Genomic DNA, 15,757 nt, shown 5'->3' on the forward strand with positions numbered 1-15,757 from the left:
TTCATTTTTATTTCAATATCTGAGATGTGTGGTCTTTTGTCTTCACTTTTTCAATCACCTCTTCAATTTTACCTTCTTCGTCAATTACGAATGTTGTTCGTAAAGTGCCCATATACTCTTTACCCATAAATTTTTTCATGTCCCATGTCCCAAATGCTTCGTGTACAGACTTATCTTCATCAGCGATCAGTTTGAATGGCAGCTCGTGCTTAGCAATGAACTTTTGATGTGATTTTTCTCCATCGCTGCTGACACCAAGTACCTCATATCCTTGCTTTTGAAGTTCTTCATAATTATCTCTCAGGTTACAAGATTCAGCAGTACAGCCTGGTGTATTATCTTTTGGATAGAAATAGAGCACTACCTTCTTTCCTTTGTAATTGGTTAATTTGATAGGATTTCCATCCTGATCCTTGCTCTCAAAAGCGGGTGCTTCATCGCCTGGTTTTAGTGTGATCATAGTTCTTTTGTATAAATGGTTCCGTTGTTAGAATTGTCTATTACTTCCAATACAAACCTTCCCTTGAAAGGAATGTTTTCATTCAATTTTTGAGACCAAATTAACTTCCTCTTCGGCTCGTAATGCATCAACACAAACTCTCCGTTGATAGTTGCTTTAAAACTCTGAATCCCTGATAGCTCATCATCAATTCGAAACTTTAAATAGTCTGCATTAGCCATTTTCAACTCAATGGAGGGAGGAATAGTATCTTCCAGAATGGTGTATGTCACCAAATCTCTCGTGGTGAATTTGATCTGATCATTTTCCCATTCTCCTCCCATGAAATTGTATCGCTTACCAAAAACAGAATACACCATAGCTTTTTCCTGATTGTAAGTTTTTTCTGGATTAAGCAATATTTCCATGTTTGATCGAAACGGCTGGGTTTGGTTTTTGAAATGAAAAAGCTCTCGATTCGTTAAAGAATCAAATTCTTTTTCGAAAGCCAGAAAGAGGGTATCGAAGAGAGATCTTCGTTTCAAATTCAATGTAAATTCTTTTTGAACATAACTGATCTCCTGATTCGATGGAAGCAATCCCACCAGGTCTGTTTTAATCGTCTCTCCATCAATGAATAAACTCTTAGGGGTACCTTTTCTTAAATCCCAGATATAGAATTGCTCTTCTCCTGATTCAGCATAAGGTTTTAATGGAATCCATTCATCCAATAAAACTGATCCTTGCTGTTTGGATTTAAAGTGTAGGTAGTTGCCAATTTGCTCCGGTCTATAAATTTTCGGAGGGATTTGAATGTCTTCATTACTCAATAAAATTCTGGTTGTCGAGCCATTCTTGTAACTGTCTTCAGTTTTGATGATTATTTCTTCCTGATCCACAAAATCAACTCCCCGGTTGACCACATTGTAAATGTTGTGCTCATTCCCATCAGCTAAATAAAGTTTATTAAAGCGTTTACTTCCTTTTTTGTGGGCAGGATAATTATAATGCACCAGAACATTTCGCTGTTTATTGAAGCTAAATGCTTCCTTGAATTCAGAAAATAATGTATCTCCATCTAGTTGAAAAGTGGTTTTCACTATACCGTTTCTATTTGGAATACCATCCATTGGATCGTAGGAGTATATTTCAACTCCTATTTTACCTTTTAAATTGATTGGATCTTTTGTTTGATACAGTCCATCATTTTTTGAGAGATTAAATTCATATCTTCCAAAGTATCCGTTGATTCGAGCTTCTTCTTCAAGGGTGACAAAGGCAACTTTTTGAACGACTGGTGGAATCTTATCTCTGATTTCATCAAATCCTAATGAGAGTACGTCAATAGGTCTATGATTGGCATCACGTATTTCAAAGTGAAGATGCGGGCCACTTGATGAACCTGTGTTACCTGAGTATCCGATAATATCGCCACGCTTAAATGGAAACTGGCCAGCTTCCGGAAAGAGGTCTACCTCAAAGGATTCTTTTTTGTATTGTTCTTTAAGAGCCCAAGCTGCAACTTTAGAATCGAAAGCTTCAAGATGGGCGTAGACAGAAAAAGTACCATTAGGGTGCTTAATATATAAGGCATAGCCGTACCCTGATGCAGATATCTTAATTCGTGAAAGATAACCATCAGCCACAGCATAAATTGGAAGTCCGGTTCTACCGCCAGTTTTTACATCTATACCAGTGTGAAAATGAGAGCTTCTTATTTCTCCAACTGTTCCCGCCAAGAAATTTTGCTGTCCGGGGTTGATTGGAAACTGATAGTTGATGGCTTTAAAGTCCTGAGCAAAAGACTGAAGGTAGAATAAGAGAAGTATGATCGTTGAAATATTTTTCATCATTTAACCTCGAAATCAAACATCTGTTGATCTTCCAAAAACCCTACCAATCGATCACCGATCTTTACCGGACCAACACCTTTTGGTGTTCCAGTGAATATGATATCTCCGGTTTTCAGTAGTATAAACTGAGAAACATATGAGATGATTTCGTCGATCGGCCAAAGCATTAGTTTGGTGTTTCCGTTCTGAACTTCTTTATTGTTAATCTCGAGTTTGAAGTTAATATCCTTCATGTCTCTATCTCCCTTGGCGATGAAATCAGAAATCGGAGCAGAACCATTAAATGCTTTTGCAATCTCCCATGGATGCCCTTTTTCCTTCACCTTCGTTTGCCAGTCTCTCGCAGTAAAATCAATACCTAACCCAATCTCATCATAATATTGATGAGCAAATTCTTTTTTAATGGACTTGCCTTCTTTTTTGATCTTCACCAAAACTTCAACCTCATGGTGAATGTCTTTAGAAAAATCAGGATAATAAAACGGAGCATTTTTCCTGAGAAGTGAAGTATCAGGCTTCATGAAAATGATTGGATGATCAGGACGTTCATTTCCTAACTCTTCAATGTGTTCGGCGTAATTTCTACCGATGCAAATGATCTTCATAGTCAATTGTATTGACTCAAAAATATAAATGATTTATCGTCATTCTGAACTTGTTTCAGAATCTTTTATGGAAGGGAAAATGTAGATGTGATCGAAGAAAATTAATGAGCAAAAACTTCACCGGGTTCTTCCACCTCAACATGGCCATTGTCATTGATAGACTTTAAGGTTACTTGTTTCACCTCATTGATTAAAATTGGATCATATTTAGCAGCCACACGCACATAATTTTCAGTAAAACCATGCATGAGATCATTATGAACATCCTCCTCAAAAAGCACATTAAAAGTTTTATCCAGCTGCTGCTCGTAGAAATACCTTCGTTTCTTTTCAGAGAGCCCTCTAAGCATTTTAGATCTTTTGTTCCTTTCGTTCATGTCGACCACATCATCCATTTCTACAGCCTTGGTGTTTGGTCTTTCAGAATAGGTGAAAACATGTAGATAAGAGACATCTAATTCATTCAGGAAATTATAGGTGGTTAAAAATTCCTCTTCAGTCTCTCCGGGAAAACCAACGATCACATCAACCCCAATGCAGCAATTGGGCATGAGTGACTTGATTTTTTCCACTCTGCTTTGATACAAATCGCTAAGATATCTTCGATTCATCTTTTTCAAGATTGCATCGCTCCCTGACTGGAGTGGAATGTGAAAGTGAGGAACGAATCTTTTAGATTGAGCGACAAACTCAATGACTTCATTCGAGAGGAGGTTTGGCTCGATTGAAGAGATACGGAATCTGTCAATTCCCTCGATTTGATCTAACTCTTTGATCAGATCTATGAATTTTTCCTTTCTACGCCCATCGTGTATGCCAAAATCACCAATATTTACTCCAGTAAGAACGACCTCTTTCACTTCGGTTTGAGCAATTTCTTTGGCTTGATCCACAATGTTTTCGATACTATCACTACGACTCTTCCCACGTGCCAATGGAATCGTGCAAAATGCGCACCCGTAATTACAGCCGTCCTGTACTTTGAGAAAGGTTCTGGTACGATCAGCAATTGAGTATGAAGCGTTATATGTTTTTGCTTCCTTTATCTCAGAGGCATAGATTCCATCTTTGGTAAAATCATCCAGATAATCAAATAATCTAAATTTCTCAGCGGCACCCAAAACCGCATTTACACCAGTTATTTCGGATATTTCTTTTGGTTTAAGTTGTGCATAGCATCCAATGATCGTCACAAAGCTTTCGGGAGAAATCTTTTTAGCCTCCTTAACAATCTTTTTACATTTCTTATCTGCATTCTCTGTTACTGAACACGTGTTGATAATAAAAATGTCAGGATTTTCTGTAAAGCTTACCTTTTTGTACCCTCGATCTTCAAACATCCTTGATATGGATGAAGTCTCTGAGTAATTGAGCTTGCAGCCGAGCGTATAAAAGGCAACTTTTTTCATTGAGACCGCAAAATTAAATGAAAAACATTAGAGCGAATTCCTTCCGTGATAAAACTGGATTTGTTATATTAAATAGCCATCTGCCTAATTTTCCGATGAAGCAATGTTTAAATATTGCCGCCTTTTGCATTTGCCTGTTCACTCTTGGACAAACACAAGAGCTTGATAGTCTGAAACTAAAAATCAAAGAGGGTGAGCCTGATTCAACGAAGGCCCTCGCTTTTCTTAGAATTGGATTTTTGTATTATCAAATTTCACCAGATTCATTGGTAAAATATACAACCCTTGGTGATGAGCTATCGACTCAGATTGGATTTGAAAGAGGAAATGCAAATGCGCTAAATAATCTAGGTACGCTCGAATACTCTCAATCCAATTTTGATAAGGCTTTGGGATACTACACAGAATTTCTTGAGATTTCTGAGAAAATCGGAGACCTGAACGGAGTAAATAGAGCCTTAAACAATATTGGAATCGTAAAGCGCATAAGAGGAGACTTTGCTGGAGCTTTGAGTTCTTATGAACAATCTCTTAACGTAAAAGACAAGCTAGGAGATATCGAAGGAAAGGGGGGTACTTATAATAATATGGGAATGGTTTACCAGGATTTGGGAAGCTATACCAAAGCTCTTGAGTGCTATTTCAAATCGATAGAAATCAAAGAACAGATTGGTGATGAAGATGCCTTTGCAAGTACCTATTCAAATATTGGAGATATGTACAAGGAAAGTGGAAAATATGATTTGGCGATGGATTATTATAAACGCGCTCTTGATATACACGTGAAGTATAATGAAACACTGGGAGTGGGTGCTGCATCTCGTAAGATCGGCACTGTATACTTCCTATTGGAAGAAAAAGATGAAGCGCTGGCTTATTTTGATAAAGGCCTGAGTATATCAAATACACTTGGTAACAGGATACTGAAAGCCAACTTGAAAAATGATATTGGAAAAGTCTATTTCAGTGAGGGTCTTTACGATGAGGCCTTGGCACATTTCAGCGAAGCGTACCATCTTTTTGATGAGATTGGATACAATGTAGGAATCATTGAAAATCTGATATCTGTAGCCAACTATTACTTGCAATTTGGACAATTTAAAGAGGCAGTAGATCATGCAAAAGAAGCTCTTGAAGTTAGCCAAATACTCGAGTTTAGAAAAGGAATGAGTGATGCCAGTAAATTGCTTTATGAGGCTCACTCTAAAATCAATGATTACAAATCTGCTTATGAGTTTTCCCTTTTGCATAAGGTATACTATGATAGCTTAAATGCCGAAATCCAGAGTAGGGAACTGGCAATTTTTGAAAGTAGATTCCAGTTGGAGAAAATGTCAACAGAAAATGAAATGCTCACTAATCAAAACAGGTTAAATCAAGCTACTATTGAACGCAATAAACTTCAAATACAGCGTCAGAATCTAATAATATTTGGTGGATCATTCATGTTTCTGCTATCGCTCTCTGCAATCTATATTGGCTACAGATATTACCAATCTCGAAAACGCTCACTTGAACTATTGGAAAGGAAAAATCATGAAATAACTCTTCAAGCAAAAGTATTGACGGAACAAGCGGATGAATTGATAAAAGTAAATGAGGAAATTCAGCGAATGAATGAGTCGTTGGAGGGAAAAGTGAAAAAGCGTACAGTTGAGATTCAGGCACAGAACGAAAAGCTAAAGGAATACGCATATTCAAATGCTCATCATGTCCGGGCTCCACTTGCAAGAATTTTGGGAATTGCTGACCAATTGACATCAAATGGAAATATATCAGAAACGCAAAGAGGTGAACTTATAAGTAGCCTTCTAGATTCTGCTATTGAACTTGATCAAGTTATCAGAAGAGTCAGCCAGGTTTTGAGTGACGAAGAAATGAATACTTAGCTCATTACCTCTTCATAGTGATCTTAGATCCTCCATCCATTTTTGTAAACAAAATTTAAAGAAGACCTTCTAAATAATTCCAAACGGTCTCGGCCACAATCTCATGACCTTCAGGAGTTGGATGAATTCCATCTGGCAAATTCAATTCTGGATCTCCTGCTACACCTTCTAATAGAAAAGGGATATAAGTAGCGTCATAAGCTTCAGCGAGTTTCGGGAATAGCTGTTGAAATTCACTGGTATAATCATCCCCTAAATTAGGAGGCACCATCATTCCTGCGATAATGATTTTCACTTCCGGATTTTCTTTTTTTACAGCATCGATGATATCCTGAAGATTTTTATACGTTTCATCCAGGGGCAGCCCCCTTAGTCCATCGTTTGCACCAAGCTCCAAAAAGAAAATATCCGGAGTTGTTCTAAGTACCCATTCGATTCGACTCTTTCCTCCAGCGGATGTTTCTCCACTCAATCCTGCATTGATGGTTTTATAGTTTAAATCCAAAGAATCTATTCTGTTCTGAATCAAAGCCGGAAAGGCCTGATCCATATCCAATTGGTAACCTGCAGTAATACTGTTTCCAAAGAATAAGATAACCTTTTCAGACTGTTCAGGTGCTTCTTTTGATTCACTTATCGATTCCTGTTCAGGACTTTGTTCGGTAGATTGATTGGGTGTACTGCATGATGTACTAATAACCAGTAATAGAATTATCAATTTTTTATATGACATTAAATCTTGAATTGATATGGCTATTAATTTAATCATGTAACTATTGTTCGTTTAGACGCATTAGATTAGAGAAGTCATCGAAGTTACAAACATGAAGCTTTGCATTTCGTTTACTATCTAAATTTTTACTTATGGCCAACGATACAGCAATTTTAGAGGTTACGTCACTTTCAAAAACATTCAAATCAGGTGCTAGGGAAGTTCATGTGTTGGAAGATATTAGTTTTTCTATTGATGAGGGATCATCGGTTGCTATCGTAGGACCATCAGGTAGTGGTAAGACCACATTGTTGGGTCTTTGTGCAGGATTAGATCGCCCAACTGAAGGAAACATCACGCTGAATCATATTCTGTTGGATAGATTATCTGAGGATGAGATGGCTCAGGTGCGAAACCAATATGTGGGGTTTGTATTCCAAAATTTTCAACTGATCCAAACGCTCACAGCCCTTGAAAATGTGATGATCCCCCTTGAGCTTAGAGGGGTAAAGAGTGCCCGTAATCAAGCAGCAAACTTATTAGAACGTGTAGGACTTGGGGAACGTATGAATCACTATCCATCTCAACTTTCAGGAGGGGAGCAGCAGCGTGTGGCAATTGCTCGTGCATTCTCGAATGAACCTAAAATACTGTTCGCAGATGAACCAACTGGTAACCTGGATGAGGAAACAGGCCAATCAGTGGAGGATTTACTATTTGAGATAAATCAAGAGAAAGGAACAACGCTCATTTTGGTTACTCATGACTTAGAATTAGCCGAAAAGACCAATCAGATCATACAATTAAAAGGAGGTAGAATAATCGATCAAAGGCCCGGTTCAAATGTTGCTCAACTGAAAACGGCAGCATCGTAGTGGATAAGAGAATAACCATAGAACCAGCCAAATACAGCAAATCCTGGCCATGGAAAATGGCATGGAGAGATAGCCGGAAGAGTAGGGGCAAGCTATTACTATTTATAGCTGCTATCTCACTTGGAATAGCCGCAATGGTTGGAATAACCTCTTTCAGAGAAAATCTATTGGATGAAATCGACAGGCAGGCTCAGGAGTTGGTCGGATCTGACGTAAGGATCAAAGGAAGCAGAGAGCTACCTGATAGCATATTGACCTCATTCAAATCGCTTACGAGTGATTATTCCAGGGAAAATTATTTTGCCTCAATGGTCATGTTTTCAAAGACTTCAGGAACACGGCTCGTTCAGGTTCGGGCACTGGAGGGAGATTATCCTTATTATGGAGAGATCGTGACTAAGCCGCAAAGTGCATCACAAAAGTTTCAATCCGGGAGATATGTACTGGTTGATGAAAAAATGATGATCCAATATGATGCCCAGGTGGGTGACAGCTTAGATGTGGGAAATGTGACTTTTGAAATCATTGGTGCAATCACTCAAATTCCTGGTCAAACAGATGTTTCTGCTTCTATTTCTCCGGTAGTATACATTCCCTTCCAGTACCTGGAAGAAACAGGATTGATAAAAAAGGGAAGTAGAATCAATTACGTTCATTACTTCCAGTTTTCAGAAGAAATAGATACGGCAAAGACATGGAGTAAACTAGCAAATAATGTAGAAAGCAAGGGATACGATGTGGAGACTGTTGAGGAGGAGAAGCGCGAAACGGGTGAGGATTTTCAAAATTTATCAAACTTCCTAGAACTTGTTGCTTTTACCGCATTACTGCTAGGATGCTTGGGGGTGGCTAGTTCAATCTATGTATATGCTAAAAGCAAAGTACAATCTGTGGCGGTGCTAAGATGTCTGGGCATGAAGGCTAAACAGGCAGTTGGTGTTTATCTTATTCAGGTTACACTATTTGGATTTATTGGTGCCACCATTGGATCCATTTTAGGGTTTGTGATTCATATGTATTTACCTGCTGTCGTGCAGGATTTTCTTCCGATAGATTTGGTGCCGGAACCGTATTGGCCGGCCCTGATTGTTGGGGTGCTGATCGGTATAGTTATCTCATTACTATTTGGGTTGCTTTCTCTGATAGGATTAAGAAACATTAGCCCGCTATCGGCGATCCGATTAGGCTTTGGTGAGAATAAATTCAAATTTGATAAACTTCTGATACCCATAATCGGGGGTATTATCCTATTTATCTTCCTGTCAGTATACTGGCAAATTCAATCATTGAGCCAGGCATTGGCTTTTTCAGGCATCCTTGTTGGCGCAATAATAATACTAGGTGGGATCGGCAAAGGAATTAGCTGGCTGACTCGAAAGTTAATTCCTGCCAGTCTCAAATACGTGTGGAGGCAAGGTTTTTCAAATCTGTATCGACCTAATAATCAGACAGTTATTTTAATAACAGCGTTAGGGCTGGGCACTTCCTTTTTAGCTACTCTTTATTTTATGCAGGATCTTTTGGTTCAGCGAGTATCACTATCTGCAGCCAATGAACGACCGAATACGGTGTTATTTGATATCCAATCCCAGCAACACGAAGAAATCAAAAATGTAACGCAAGAGTATGATCTTCCAATCGTGCAGGATGTGCCGGTAGTGACCATGAGGTTGCTAGAAGTCAATGGATATACCAAGGATGAAGCATACAATGATACCACGGTCTCCATATCTAACTGGGCATATAGTCGTGAGTACAGGGTGACCTATAGAGATTCATTGATTGATTCTGAGGAAATTGTTGAAGGTGAATGGATGGGAGAAGTCCGAAACGACAGCATTTTTATAAGCATTGCCGAAGGATTTAAAGACAACCTGGACATTGAACTGGGTGATGAGTTGGTTTTCAATGTTCAGGGAGCCATTTTGAAGGTGTATGTAGGCAGTTTCCGAGACATAGACTGGCGGAGAGTGCAAACGAATTTTATTGTACTCTTTCCGGAGGGAGTGTTGGAGAGTGCTCCTCAATTTCATGTGCTTGTTACTCGCATTGATGATATGCTAACCTCAGCTAAGTATCAGCAAGAGGTCGTCAAAAAGTTTCCCAATGTTTCTATAATCGATCTGGAGTTGATCCTCAAAACGCTGGAGGATGTACTTGGCAAAGTGGCCTTTGTCATCCAATTTATGGCCTTTTTTAGCATTGGGACTGGGATTATTGTGATGATCAGTTCGATCATTCTCAGTAAGTTTCAGCGCGTGCAGGAGAATGTACTTTTACGCACGATAGGAGCTTCTAAAAAGCAGCTTTGGATCATAACCATTGCGGAATATTTCTTTTTAGGGGGACTAGGAGCCATCAGCGGTATTTTCCTTGCCACACTGTTTTGCACCTTACTCGGCCAGTTTGTTTTTGAATTTACTTTCATTCCTAATCTACTTCAAATTGGGATTGTCTTTGTGCTAGTGACCGGGATGAGCATTTTGATCGGTTTGATGAATAACAGAAGTGTTGTTCGTCAGTCGCCTATGGAAGTGCTCAGGAGGGAAGGATGAGTTGATTTGACGATTGGGCAATTTGAATTTTCTGATAAAAATGCTCTTCAAGTTGCTCAGTGAGTCTATTAATTTTTAGTGTTTGCTGTGAGGTGTTGTTTGAGTTAGGCTGTTGGAACGTTCAGGTTACCTCCTACAGCTCGGAGCACTTTAAGAATCGTATCAAATTGCGGTTTTGATCCTTGGGATAATGCCTTATAAAGACTTGGCCTACTTAATCCAGTTTCTTCTGCAATTTTTGACATACCTCGAGCTTTAGCAATATGACCGAGAGCTATTTTGATATCCTCAGCATCACCATCAGCAAGCACAGTGTTCAAATACTCTGCAACCATTACATCATCTTCTAGATATTCAGCAATGTCGAATTTTGTTATCTCTTTAGTTGCCATCTTCAATTTCGTTTTTATAGTTCAACCATAAATCTTTGGCTTTATCAATGTCTTTCTGTTGCGACGATTTGGTTCCGCCACGACAAATGTATCCACATGGATACAGTAATGCAATTAGGAGTTGAGATTTTATCCTTATGGCATATAATGATAAGATATAGCGCTGTGGCCTCCGAGCTTAATCAATTTTACTAAAAGTAGCTTATCTGCCGGTGCATCAAAGTATCAGACCTGTCCTTACCACAGCGTCAGGTAATGCACTGCATATGAAGAATAAAAACTCCCACTTTGCCTTCGCGAAGCTTCGGCGAAGCGAGGGAGAAGAAGAGAGTTGAAAGCTATATCCTAATCTTGAAATAATTCAACGGGGTTAATCTAAAGGCCTGTTAGGGATCGTATCTTGTTTTAGCCTACTAAGTTCCGAAGTTAAAGAGTCGATTTGTAACTGGAGGTGCTCTTTGATGTCCGCTGATTCATATTGTTGAATTTGAAGTTCACGTTCAGCGTTATCAAGTTTGAAGGTAGTTCTGAAGTAAAGAACCATGAAGGTAATTGTTAATCCGGTTTGAAGCAAAGCCGCAATTCTCATACCTCTTAGTTGTTTAGGTGTCATATTTTCGGCTGTTAATTTTGGAGGTTGTGAGTTAGCATGTTCTCGGTCTTCGTTGCTTTCTTTTCTGTTCAGCAGGAATAATACCATTATCGAAATTGCAGATACTTCTGTCCAGACAAAAAGGTCAACAGGAAGAGAATTGTTCGAAATTAAGGTTCTGATTAATCCAATAAATGGAAGGCATAATAATATGTTCAAAGTTAGTAACGGTACTTTTCCATATGAATCTTTCCAAGTTAGTTGAGGGTGAATCTTCTTAAATAAAAAACCCATCAATCTTAGTAAGACAGTTAGTACAAGAGTCATTCCTCCAAGGAATGGAAGCATGTATGTTGGATAGTTGTCCAACCCACTGATCTTTACAACTGGATAAATAGTTGGAATTGTGTATGGTAAAACAATCAAAATAGCTGCTGTTAAGCATCTAAATATGTTCGCACAAAACCATTTGAGGTTAAGAAGAAGTCTGTAGAGAATGAATTTCATGGTAAGTAATGATCCCTAACATTAATATAACCCATACAAACCTGTGCTTAACGTTATTTCCTTTCAAATTACGTTAAGCACAAGGGTATTTCCAAGAAAACAGAGTGCTTACCTTCTACGCATCGGATAATCTACCTTTTCCAGCTCTCGCTCGATCAGCTTTTCTATCCGTTTCATTTTGAAGTTGTCTGCTTTGTTTACCAGAGTAATCGCTACTCCGCTGGTTTTGGCACGTGCGGTACGACCAATTCGGTGTACATAGTCGGCGGCATCATTGGGTACATCATAATTGACCACCAGGTTGATGTCCTTAATGTCTATGCCTCGGGAGAGCACATCTGTAGCCACAAGAATGCGCAGCTTTTTGGCTCTGAATTTAAGTAGGATGCGCTCTCGTTCATCTTGCTCCAGCATGGAGGAAATTCCCTTAGCCTCCAGCCCGGATTTTTTCAAGCTTTGAACGATCTCTGAGACCTTCTTCTTCGTGGAAGAAAAGATCAAAATACTCTCAAATGCATCGTATCGCCCAATGAGTTTGCTTATGAGTTCAGCTTTATATCCTTCCTCTACGCGATAGACCTCCTGGCTGATATTTTCTGCAGGCTTGGCAAGTTCTAATTCAATCTTCTTAGGTTCTTTAAGAATTTCCCTTGCCAGCTTCTCAATTTTAGGAGCCATGGTGGCACTAAACATGGAGGTCTGCTTGAGATTGGGGAGATAGGTGATGATCTTTTTGATGTCATCATAAAAGTTCATATCCAACATCCTGTCTGCCTCATCAAGGATCAGGTGTGTGACCTGGTCAAATTTGACATACCCCAGGTTGAGGTGTGAAATTAATTTTCCGGGTGTTGCCACCACGATGTTACTCCCCTGAGTAAGCGCTTTCTTTTGCTGGGCAAAATCTGAGCCATCACCCCCACCATAAATGGCAATGGAGTGAACAGGCAAGAAATAAGAAAATCCTTCGAATTGCTGGTCGATCTGGATGGCAAGTTCTCTGGTAGGTACAACCACGAGCACCTTAACATCATCACTTGGATTTAGAGCCAGGTAATTAAGCGTAGGTATAACAAACGCAGCTGTTTTTCCGGTCCCCGTTTGGGCACAAGCTATCAGATCTTTTCCTTCTAAAATGGCTGGAATGGCTTCCTCCTGAATAGGTGTGGCTTCTGAAAAGCCCATGTGATCGATCGCTTCCGTTATCTGATCATCAAGGTTAAATTCATTAAATGTCATGCGTGGCAAAGATGCATCAATCCTACAAATAAAAAATCCCTCACCTGAATGATGAGGGATAAATAAATACTATCTCATTTCAACCAGCCTGCTGCTATGCCTTTCTTAGCAAAGAATACAAGCGCAATGCCAATCCCAAGTGTCATGATAGGCATGATGGCTCCACCAGGGCCATATACGTCCATGGCGTTACTGATAAATACATTGTAAAACATTTGTACGACAATTCCAGCTAGTGAAATGATCAATACCATTTGAGATAGTTTTTTTCGCATCAATAATAAGATACATCCCAATGCTCCGCCCCATACAGCTATTGCAAAAGCAGCAGTCACCCACCCCGGAGTAGCATTGATTAAATCTTGCATGGCTTGCTCCATTTGAGCAAATACATCATCAGAAGTATATGCCTGGCTTAAATAAGCGCCAACACCCATGAGATTCCATATTAAAGCAAGTACCGAAACTACCCAAAACCAGGTAGGTGGTTTTCCAGATCCATTTGTCATAATTTAATTTAGGTTGGTTAATAACTAAAGATATTGTTTTTGTATCATAGCTAAGAACATTTAACTTGAATTTATGAAGCAGTCCTTAGTTGCCTTAATGTTTTTATTCTCTTTTACTCTTGTGGCCCAAATTATGAAGCCTGGGCAGTGGCGTGGAGATATTCACTATGATCAAAGAAAAGTACCGCTGACCTTTGAGATTGGATATCCAACGGGAGAAACTCCTGAAGTCACCTTTGTGAATGGAAAGGAACGTAGAGTAGTAAAAAACGCAACAATTGAAGGAGATAGCATTTTCATTCCATTGGACCCATTCGATGTAGAGATTCGAGCTAAAATGGCAGCTATGGAATTGACTGGAGTATATCGGAAATATTACAGAGACTTGACCATTCCATTTTCCGCACAGTTTGGAAAACAAAGAGTAGCAAAAAAATCGTTGAGGCCTTCACCTCCGATTGAAAAGAAGTGGGCCATCACCTTTTCACCTGAAACCTCAGGAATGTCTAAAGGCGTGGGACTTTTTGAGCAGAAAAATAATGTAGTCACAGGCACCATTATGACCCAAGTCAGTGATTATCGCTATTTCGAGGGAATTCTCGATGGAGACTCAATTAAACTATCATGTTTTGATGGAGCACATGCTTTCGCATTTATCGGTAAAAAAACGGCTGAAGGTTGGAGTGGGGACATGATTTATGATAAAGGCTATTCGGAACCATGGGTGGCAGTCTATGATAAAGAAGCTGAGCTTGCCAATCCATTTGAGATGGTAGAAATTGGTGAAGATCAAAAACCTTATTATGACTTGCTAGGTGCGGGAGAGGGTAAGGATGCTGTTGATCCCACCGAATATGAAGGGAAAGTTTTGATCATTCAATTATTTGGAACCTGGTGCCCGAATAGTCATGATCAAACTAAATACCTGGTGAATTGGTATCAGCAAAAGAATGATGAAAATATTGCAATCCTGGCTTCATCGTTTGAGGCGAATTATTCGCAGGAATATGGGCTTGAAAGGCTTGAAAAGTATCAGAAAGCGAATAACATTCCATATGACATGGTACTTGGAGGCCGATTGAGCAAAACAGGTGCAGCCATGCCATTTCCATTTATGGAGCGCATTGAAGCTTTTCCCACGCTGGTCATTTTAGACAAGCAAGGGTATGTGCGGTATGTGCACAGTTATTTCAATGGCCCTGCTACTGGTAACTATTATCAGGACTTTGACAGGCGATTCAATGAAATAATCGATTCACTGCTCGCTGAATGATAGGTTGACATTTAGGAGGCTTTTAATTCTAACTCATTTACAATTTTGAAATGATCGTCAGATTTTAAAATAGCAAACTCCGAGTCGCTGTTGTTAGCAGAATTATCATGGATTATCCATTGATTTGTTTCCGCCAACACACGTCCTTTGCCATAGTCACTCTCCACCATGTCACCGATTTTTACTCTCTTCATACTTACATCGATTACAGGTATTAGGACCTGTAAAATCGTGAATTATTCTTGAAGAACGTAACAGCTTTTAGGTGTATGTGTTAAGAATTATGATATTATTCTTTTTTAACACAATATATCCGCCATGTGGGATATACAATCGTTTCATCCGGATTTACCCACTCTCCGGCCCAGTTAAATCCCTTTTCTGAAATATCAGAAAATGTTAACCGGTAAAATCCCTCCATGCCATTAGGTGCTTGCTGAGGTCGATATAAAACGATATCACCATTTTCAGTTTTATTCCCTTCCCAACTCGAAAGTGTTGGAGAAACAAAGCCTGTAGAATAGTAATGCACATACCATCTGGCACTATCTGCATTGTACTGACGGATGCTTCCGGAATATCCGCCATCTTCTTTGAGGGTTTCATCCTGAACACCCATGCCATTCATAATGTATTTAAACGTCCAGTCCATCATGACTGTGTCTGCCCAGGTGCTTTGATCTACCCGTGTGACTGACTTACACTTACACAATCCAATCAACGGTGCAAAGTCGGCAGTTTGTGGAGGCGCTTCAGGATTAAGAGAACCATATGGATTTGCTGGCGTTGGCTCATACTTGTATTGTGCATGAATAGCAAAAGAGACCAATAAAAGAATGATGAAGTTTAGCTTTTTCATAGTTGTTCGGTTTTTGTAAACTAAACACCGTCGTTTTTAGATTGCCTCA

The 15,757-nt window shown here is 39.3% G+C and carries 15 protein-coding genes; 4 read left to right on the forward strand and 11 right to left on the reverse strand.

Annotated elements, in window-relative coordinates; genetic code table 11:
* Positions 1–7 precede the first annotated feature (7 nt).
* From bcp to mtaB, 4 genes are all read right to left on the reverse strand, one after another.
* Complete coding sequence (gene bcp / locus ACOMC3_RS04010; protein ID WP_420318240.1) at positions 8–460, reverse strand: thioredoxin-dependent thiol peroxidase; 453 nt, start codon at positions 458–460, stop codon at positions 8–10.
* Positions 457–2,292 carry a M23 family metallopeptidase gene (locus ACOMC3_RS04015; RefSeq protein ID WP_420318241.1) on the reverse strand — a complete coding sequence of 612 codons (1,836 nt, stop codon included), beginning with the start codon at positions 2,290–2,292 and terminating at the stop codon, positions 457–459. Before ACOMC3_RS04015 ends, bcp begins: the two co-directional genes overlap by 4 nt.
* Positions 2,289–2,897: a fumarylacetoacetate hydrolase family protein gene (locus tag ACOMC3_RS04020; RefSeq protein WP_420318242.1), complete on the reverse strand. Its 609-nt coding sequence runs from the start codon at positions 2,895–2,897 to the stop codon at positions 2,289–2,291. Before ACOMC3_RS04020 ends, ACOMC3_RS04015 begins: the two co-directional genes overlap by 4 nt.
* A 101-nt stretch (positions 2,898–2,998) precedes the next feature.
* Positions 2,999–4,306 (reverse strand): tRNA (N(6)-L-threonylcarbamoyladenosine(37)-C(2))-methylthiotransferase MtaB, encoded by a 1,308-nt coding sequence (gene mtaB, locus ACOMC3_RS04025; RefSeq protein WP_420318243.1) that lies wholly within the window; start codon positions 4,304–4,306, stop codon positions 2,999–3,001.
* A 95-nt stretch (positions 4,307–4,401) separates the two neighbouring features.
* Here mtaB and ACOMC3_RS04030 point away from each other — a divergent pair, with 95 nt between their 5' ends.
* The gene (locus ACOMC3_RS04030; RefSeq protein ID WP_420318244.1) at positions 4,402–6,195 is read left to right on the forward strand and encodes a tetratricopeptide repeat protein; all 1,794 of its coding nucleotides are present in this window, start codon (positions 4,402–4,404) and stop codon (positions 6,193–6,195) included.
* Between the two features lie 55 nt (positions 6,196–6,250).
* On the opposite strand, the gene ACOMC3_RS04035 is transcribed toward ACOMC3_RS04030, so the two are convergent.
* Positions 6,251–6,928, reverse strand: a complete 678-nt coding sequence (locus tag ACOMC3_RS04035) for an arylesterase (RefSeq protein ID WP_420318245.1) — start codon at positions 6,926–6,928, stop codon at positions 6,251–6,253.
* A 131-nt stretch (positions 6,929–7,059) separates the two neighbouring features.
* Between ACOMC3_RS04035 and ACOMC3_RS04040 the strand changes: the two genes are divergently transcribed.
* Both ACOMC3_RS04040 and ACOMC3_RS04045 read left to right on the forward strand, forming a co-directional pair.
* Positions 7,060–7,782 carry an ABC transporter ATP-binding protein gene (locus ACOMC3_RS04040; RefSeq protein WP_420318246.1) on the forward strand — a complete coding sequence of 241 codons (723 nt, stop codon included), beginning with the start codon at positions 7,060–7,062 and terminating at the stop codon, positions 7,780–7,782.
* Positions 7,782–10,337 carry an ABC transporter permease gene (locus tag ACOMC3_RS04045; RefSeq protein WP_420318247.1) on the forward strand — a complete coding sequence of 852 codons (2,556 nt, stop codon included), beginning with the start codon at positions 7,782–7,784 and terminating at the stop codon, positions 10,335–10,337. Before ACOMC3_RS04040 ends, ACOMC3_RS04045 begins: the two co-directional genes overlap by 1 nt.
* A gap of 104 nt (positions 10,338–10,441) precedes the next feature.
* On the opposite strand, the gene ACOMC3_RS04050 is transcribed toward ACOMC3_RS04045, so the two are convergent.
* The 4 genes from ACOMC3_RS04050 to ACOMC3_RS04065 form a co-directional block, all read right to left on the reverse strand.
* Positions 10,442–10,729 carry an addiction module antidote protein gene (locus tag ACOMC3_RS04050; RefSeq protein ID WP_420318248.1) on the reverse strand — a complete coding sequence of 96 codons (288 nt, stop codon included), beginning with the start codon at positions 10,727–10,729 and terminating at the stop codon, positions 10,442–10,444.
* Between the two features lie 370 nt (positions 10,730–11,099).
* Positions 11,100–11,828: a hypothetical protein gene (locus ACOMC3_RS04055; protein ID WP_420318249.1), complete on the reverse strand. Its 729-nt coding sequence runs from the start codon at positions 11,826–11,828 to the stop codon at positions 11,100–11,102.
* A gap of 108 nt (positions 11,829–11,936) precedes the next feature.
* Entirely contained in the window at positions 11,937–13,067 is a 1,131-nt protein-coding gene (locus tag ACOMC3_RS04060) for a DEAD/DEAH box helicase (RefSeq protein WP_420318250.1), read from the reverse strand.
* Positions 13,068–13,141: 74 nt separating this feature from the next.
* Positions 13,142–13,576: a hypothetical protein gene (locus ACOMC3_RS04065; RefSeq protein ID WP_420318251.1), complete on the reverse strand. Its 435-nt coding sequence runs from the start codon at positions 13,574–13,576 to the stop codon at positions 13,142–13,144.
* A 73-nt stretch (positions 13,577–13,649) separates the two neighbouring features.
* Here ACOMC3_RS04065 and ACOMC3_RS04070 point away from each other — a divergent pair, with 73 nt between their 5' ends.
* Positions 13,650–14,849, forward strand: coding sequence for a TlpA disulfide reductase family protein (locus tag ACOMC3_RS04070; RefSeq protein WP_420318252.1), 1,200 nt, complete (start codon positions 13,650–13,652; stop codon positions 14,847–14,849).
* Between the two features lie 11 nt (positions 14,850–14,860).
* Here the strand turns inward: ACOMC3_RS04070 and ACOMC3_RS04075 are convergent, their stop codons facing one another.
* Together ACOMC3_RS04075 and ACOMC3_RS04080 are read right to left on the reverse strand one after the other, a co-directional pair.
* Positions 14,861–15,043 (reverse strand): hypothetical protein, encoded by a 183-nt coding sequence (locus ACOMC3_RS04075; RefSeq protein ID WP_420318253.1) that lies wholly within the window; start codon positions 15,041–15,043, stop codon positions 14,861–14,863.
* 95 nt (positions 15,044–15,138) lie between these two features.
* Positions 15,139–15,708 carry a hypothetical protein gene (locus tag ACOMC3_RS04080; RefSeq protein WP_420318254.1) on the reverse strand — a complete coding sequence of 190 codons (570 nt, stop codon included), beginning with the start codon at positions 15,706–15,708 and terminating at the stop codon, positions 15,139–15,141.
* Positions 15,709–15,757: the final 49 nt, after the last annotated feature.

The organism is Ekhidna sp. (genome assembly GCF_965212185.1).
In the GTDB taxonomy this organism is placed as follows: Bacteria; Bacteroidota; Bacteroidia; order Cytophagales; family Cyclobacteriaceae; genus Ekhidna.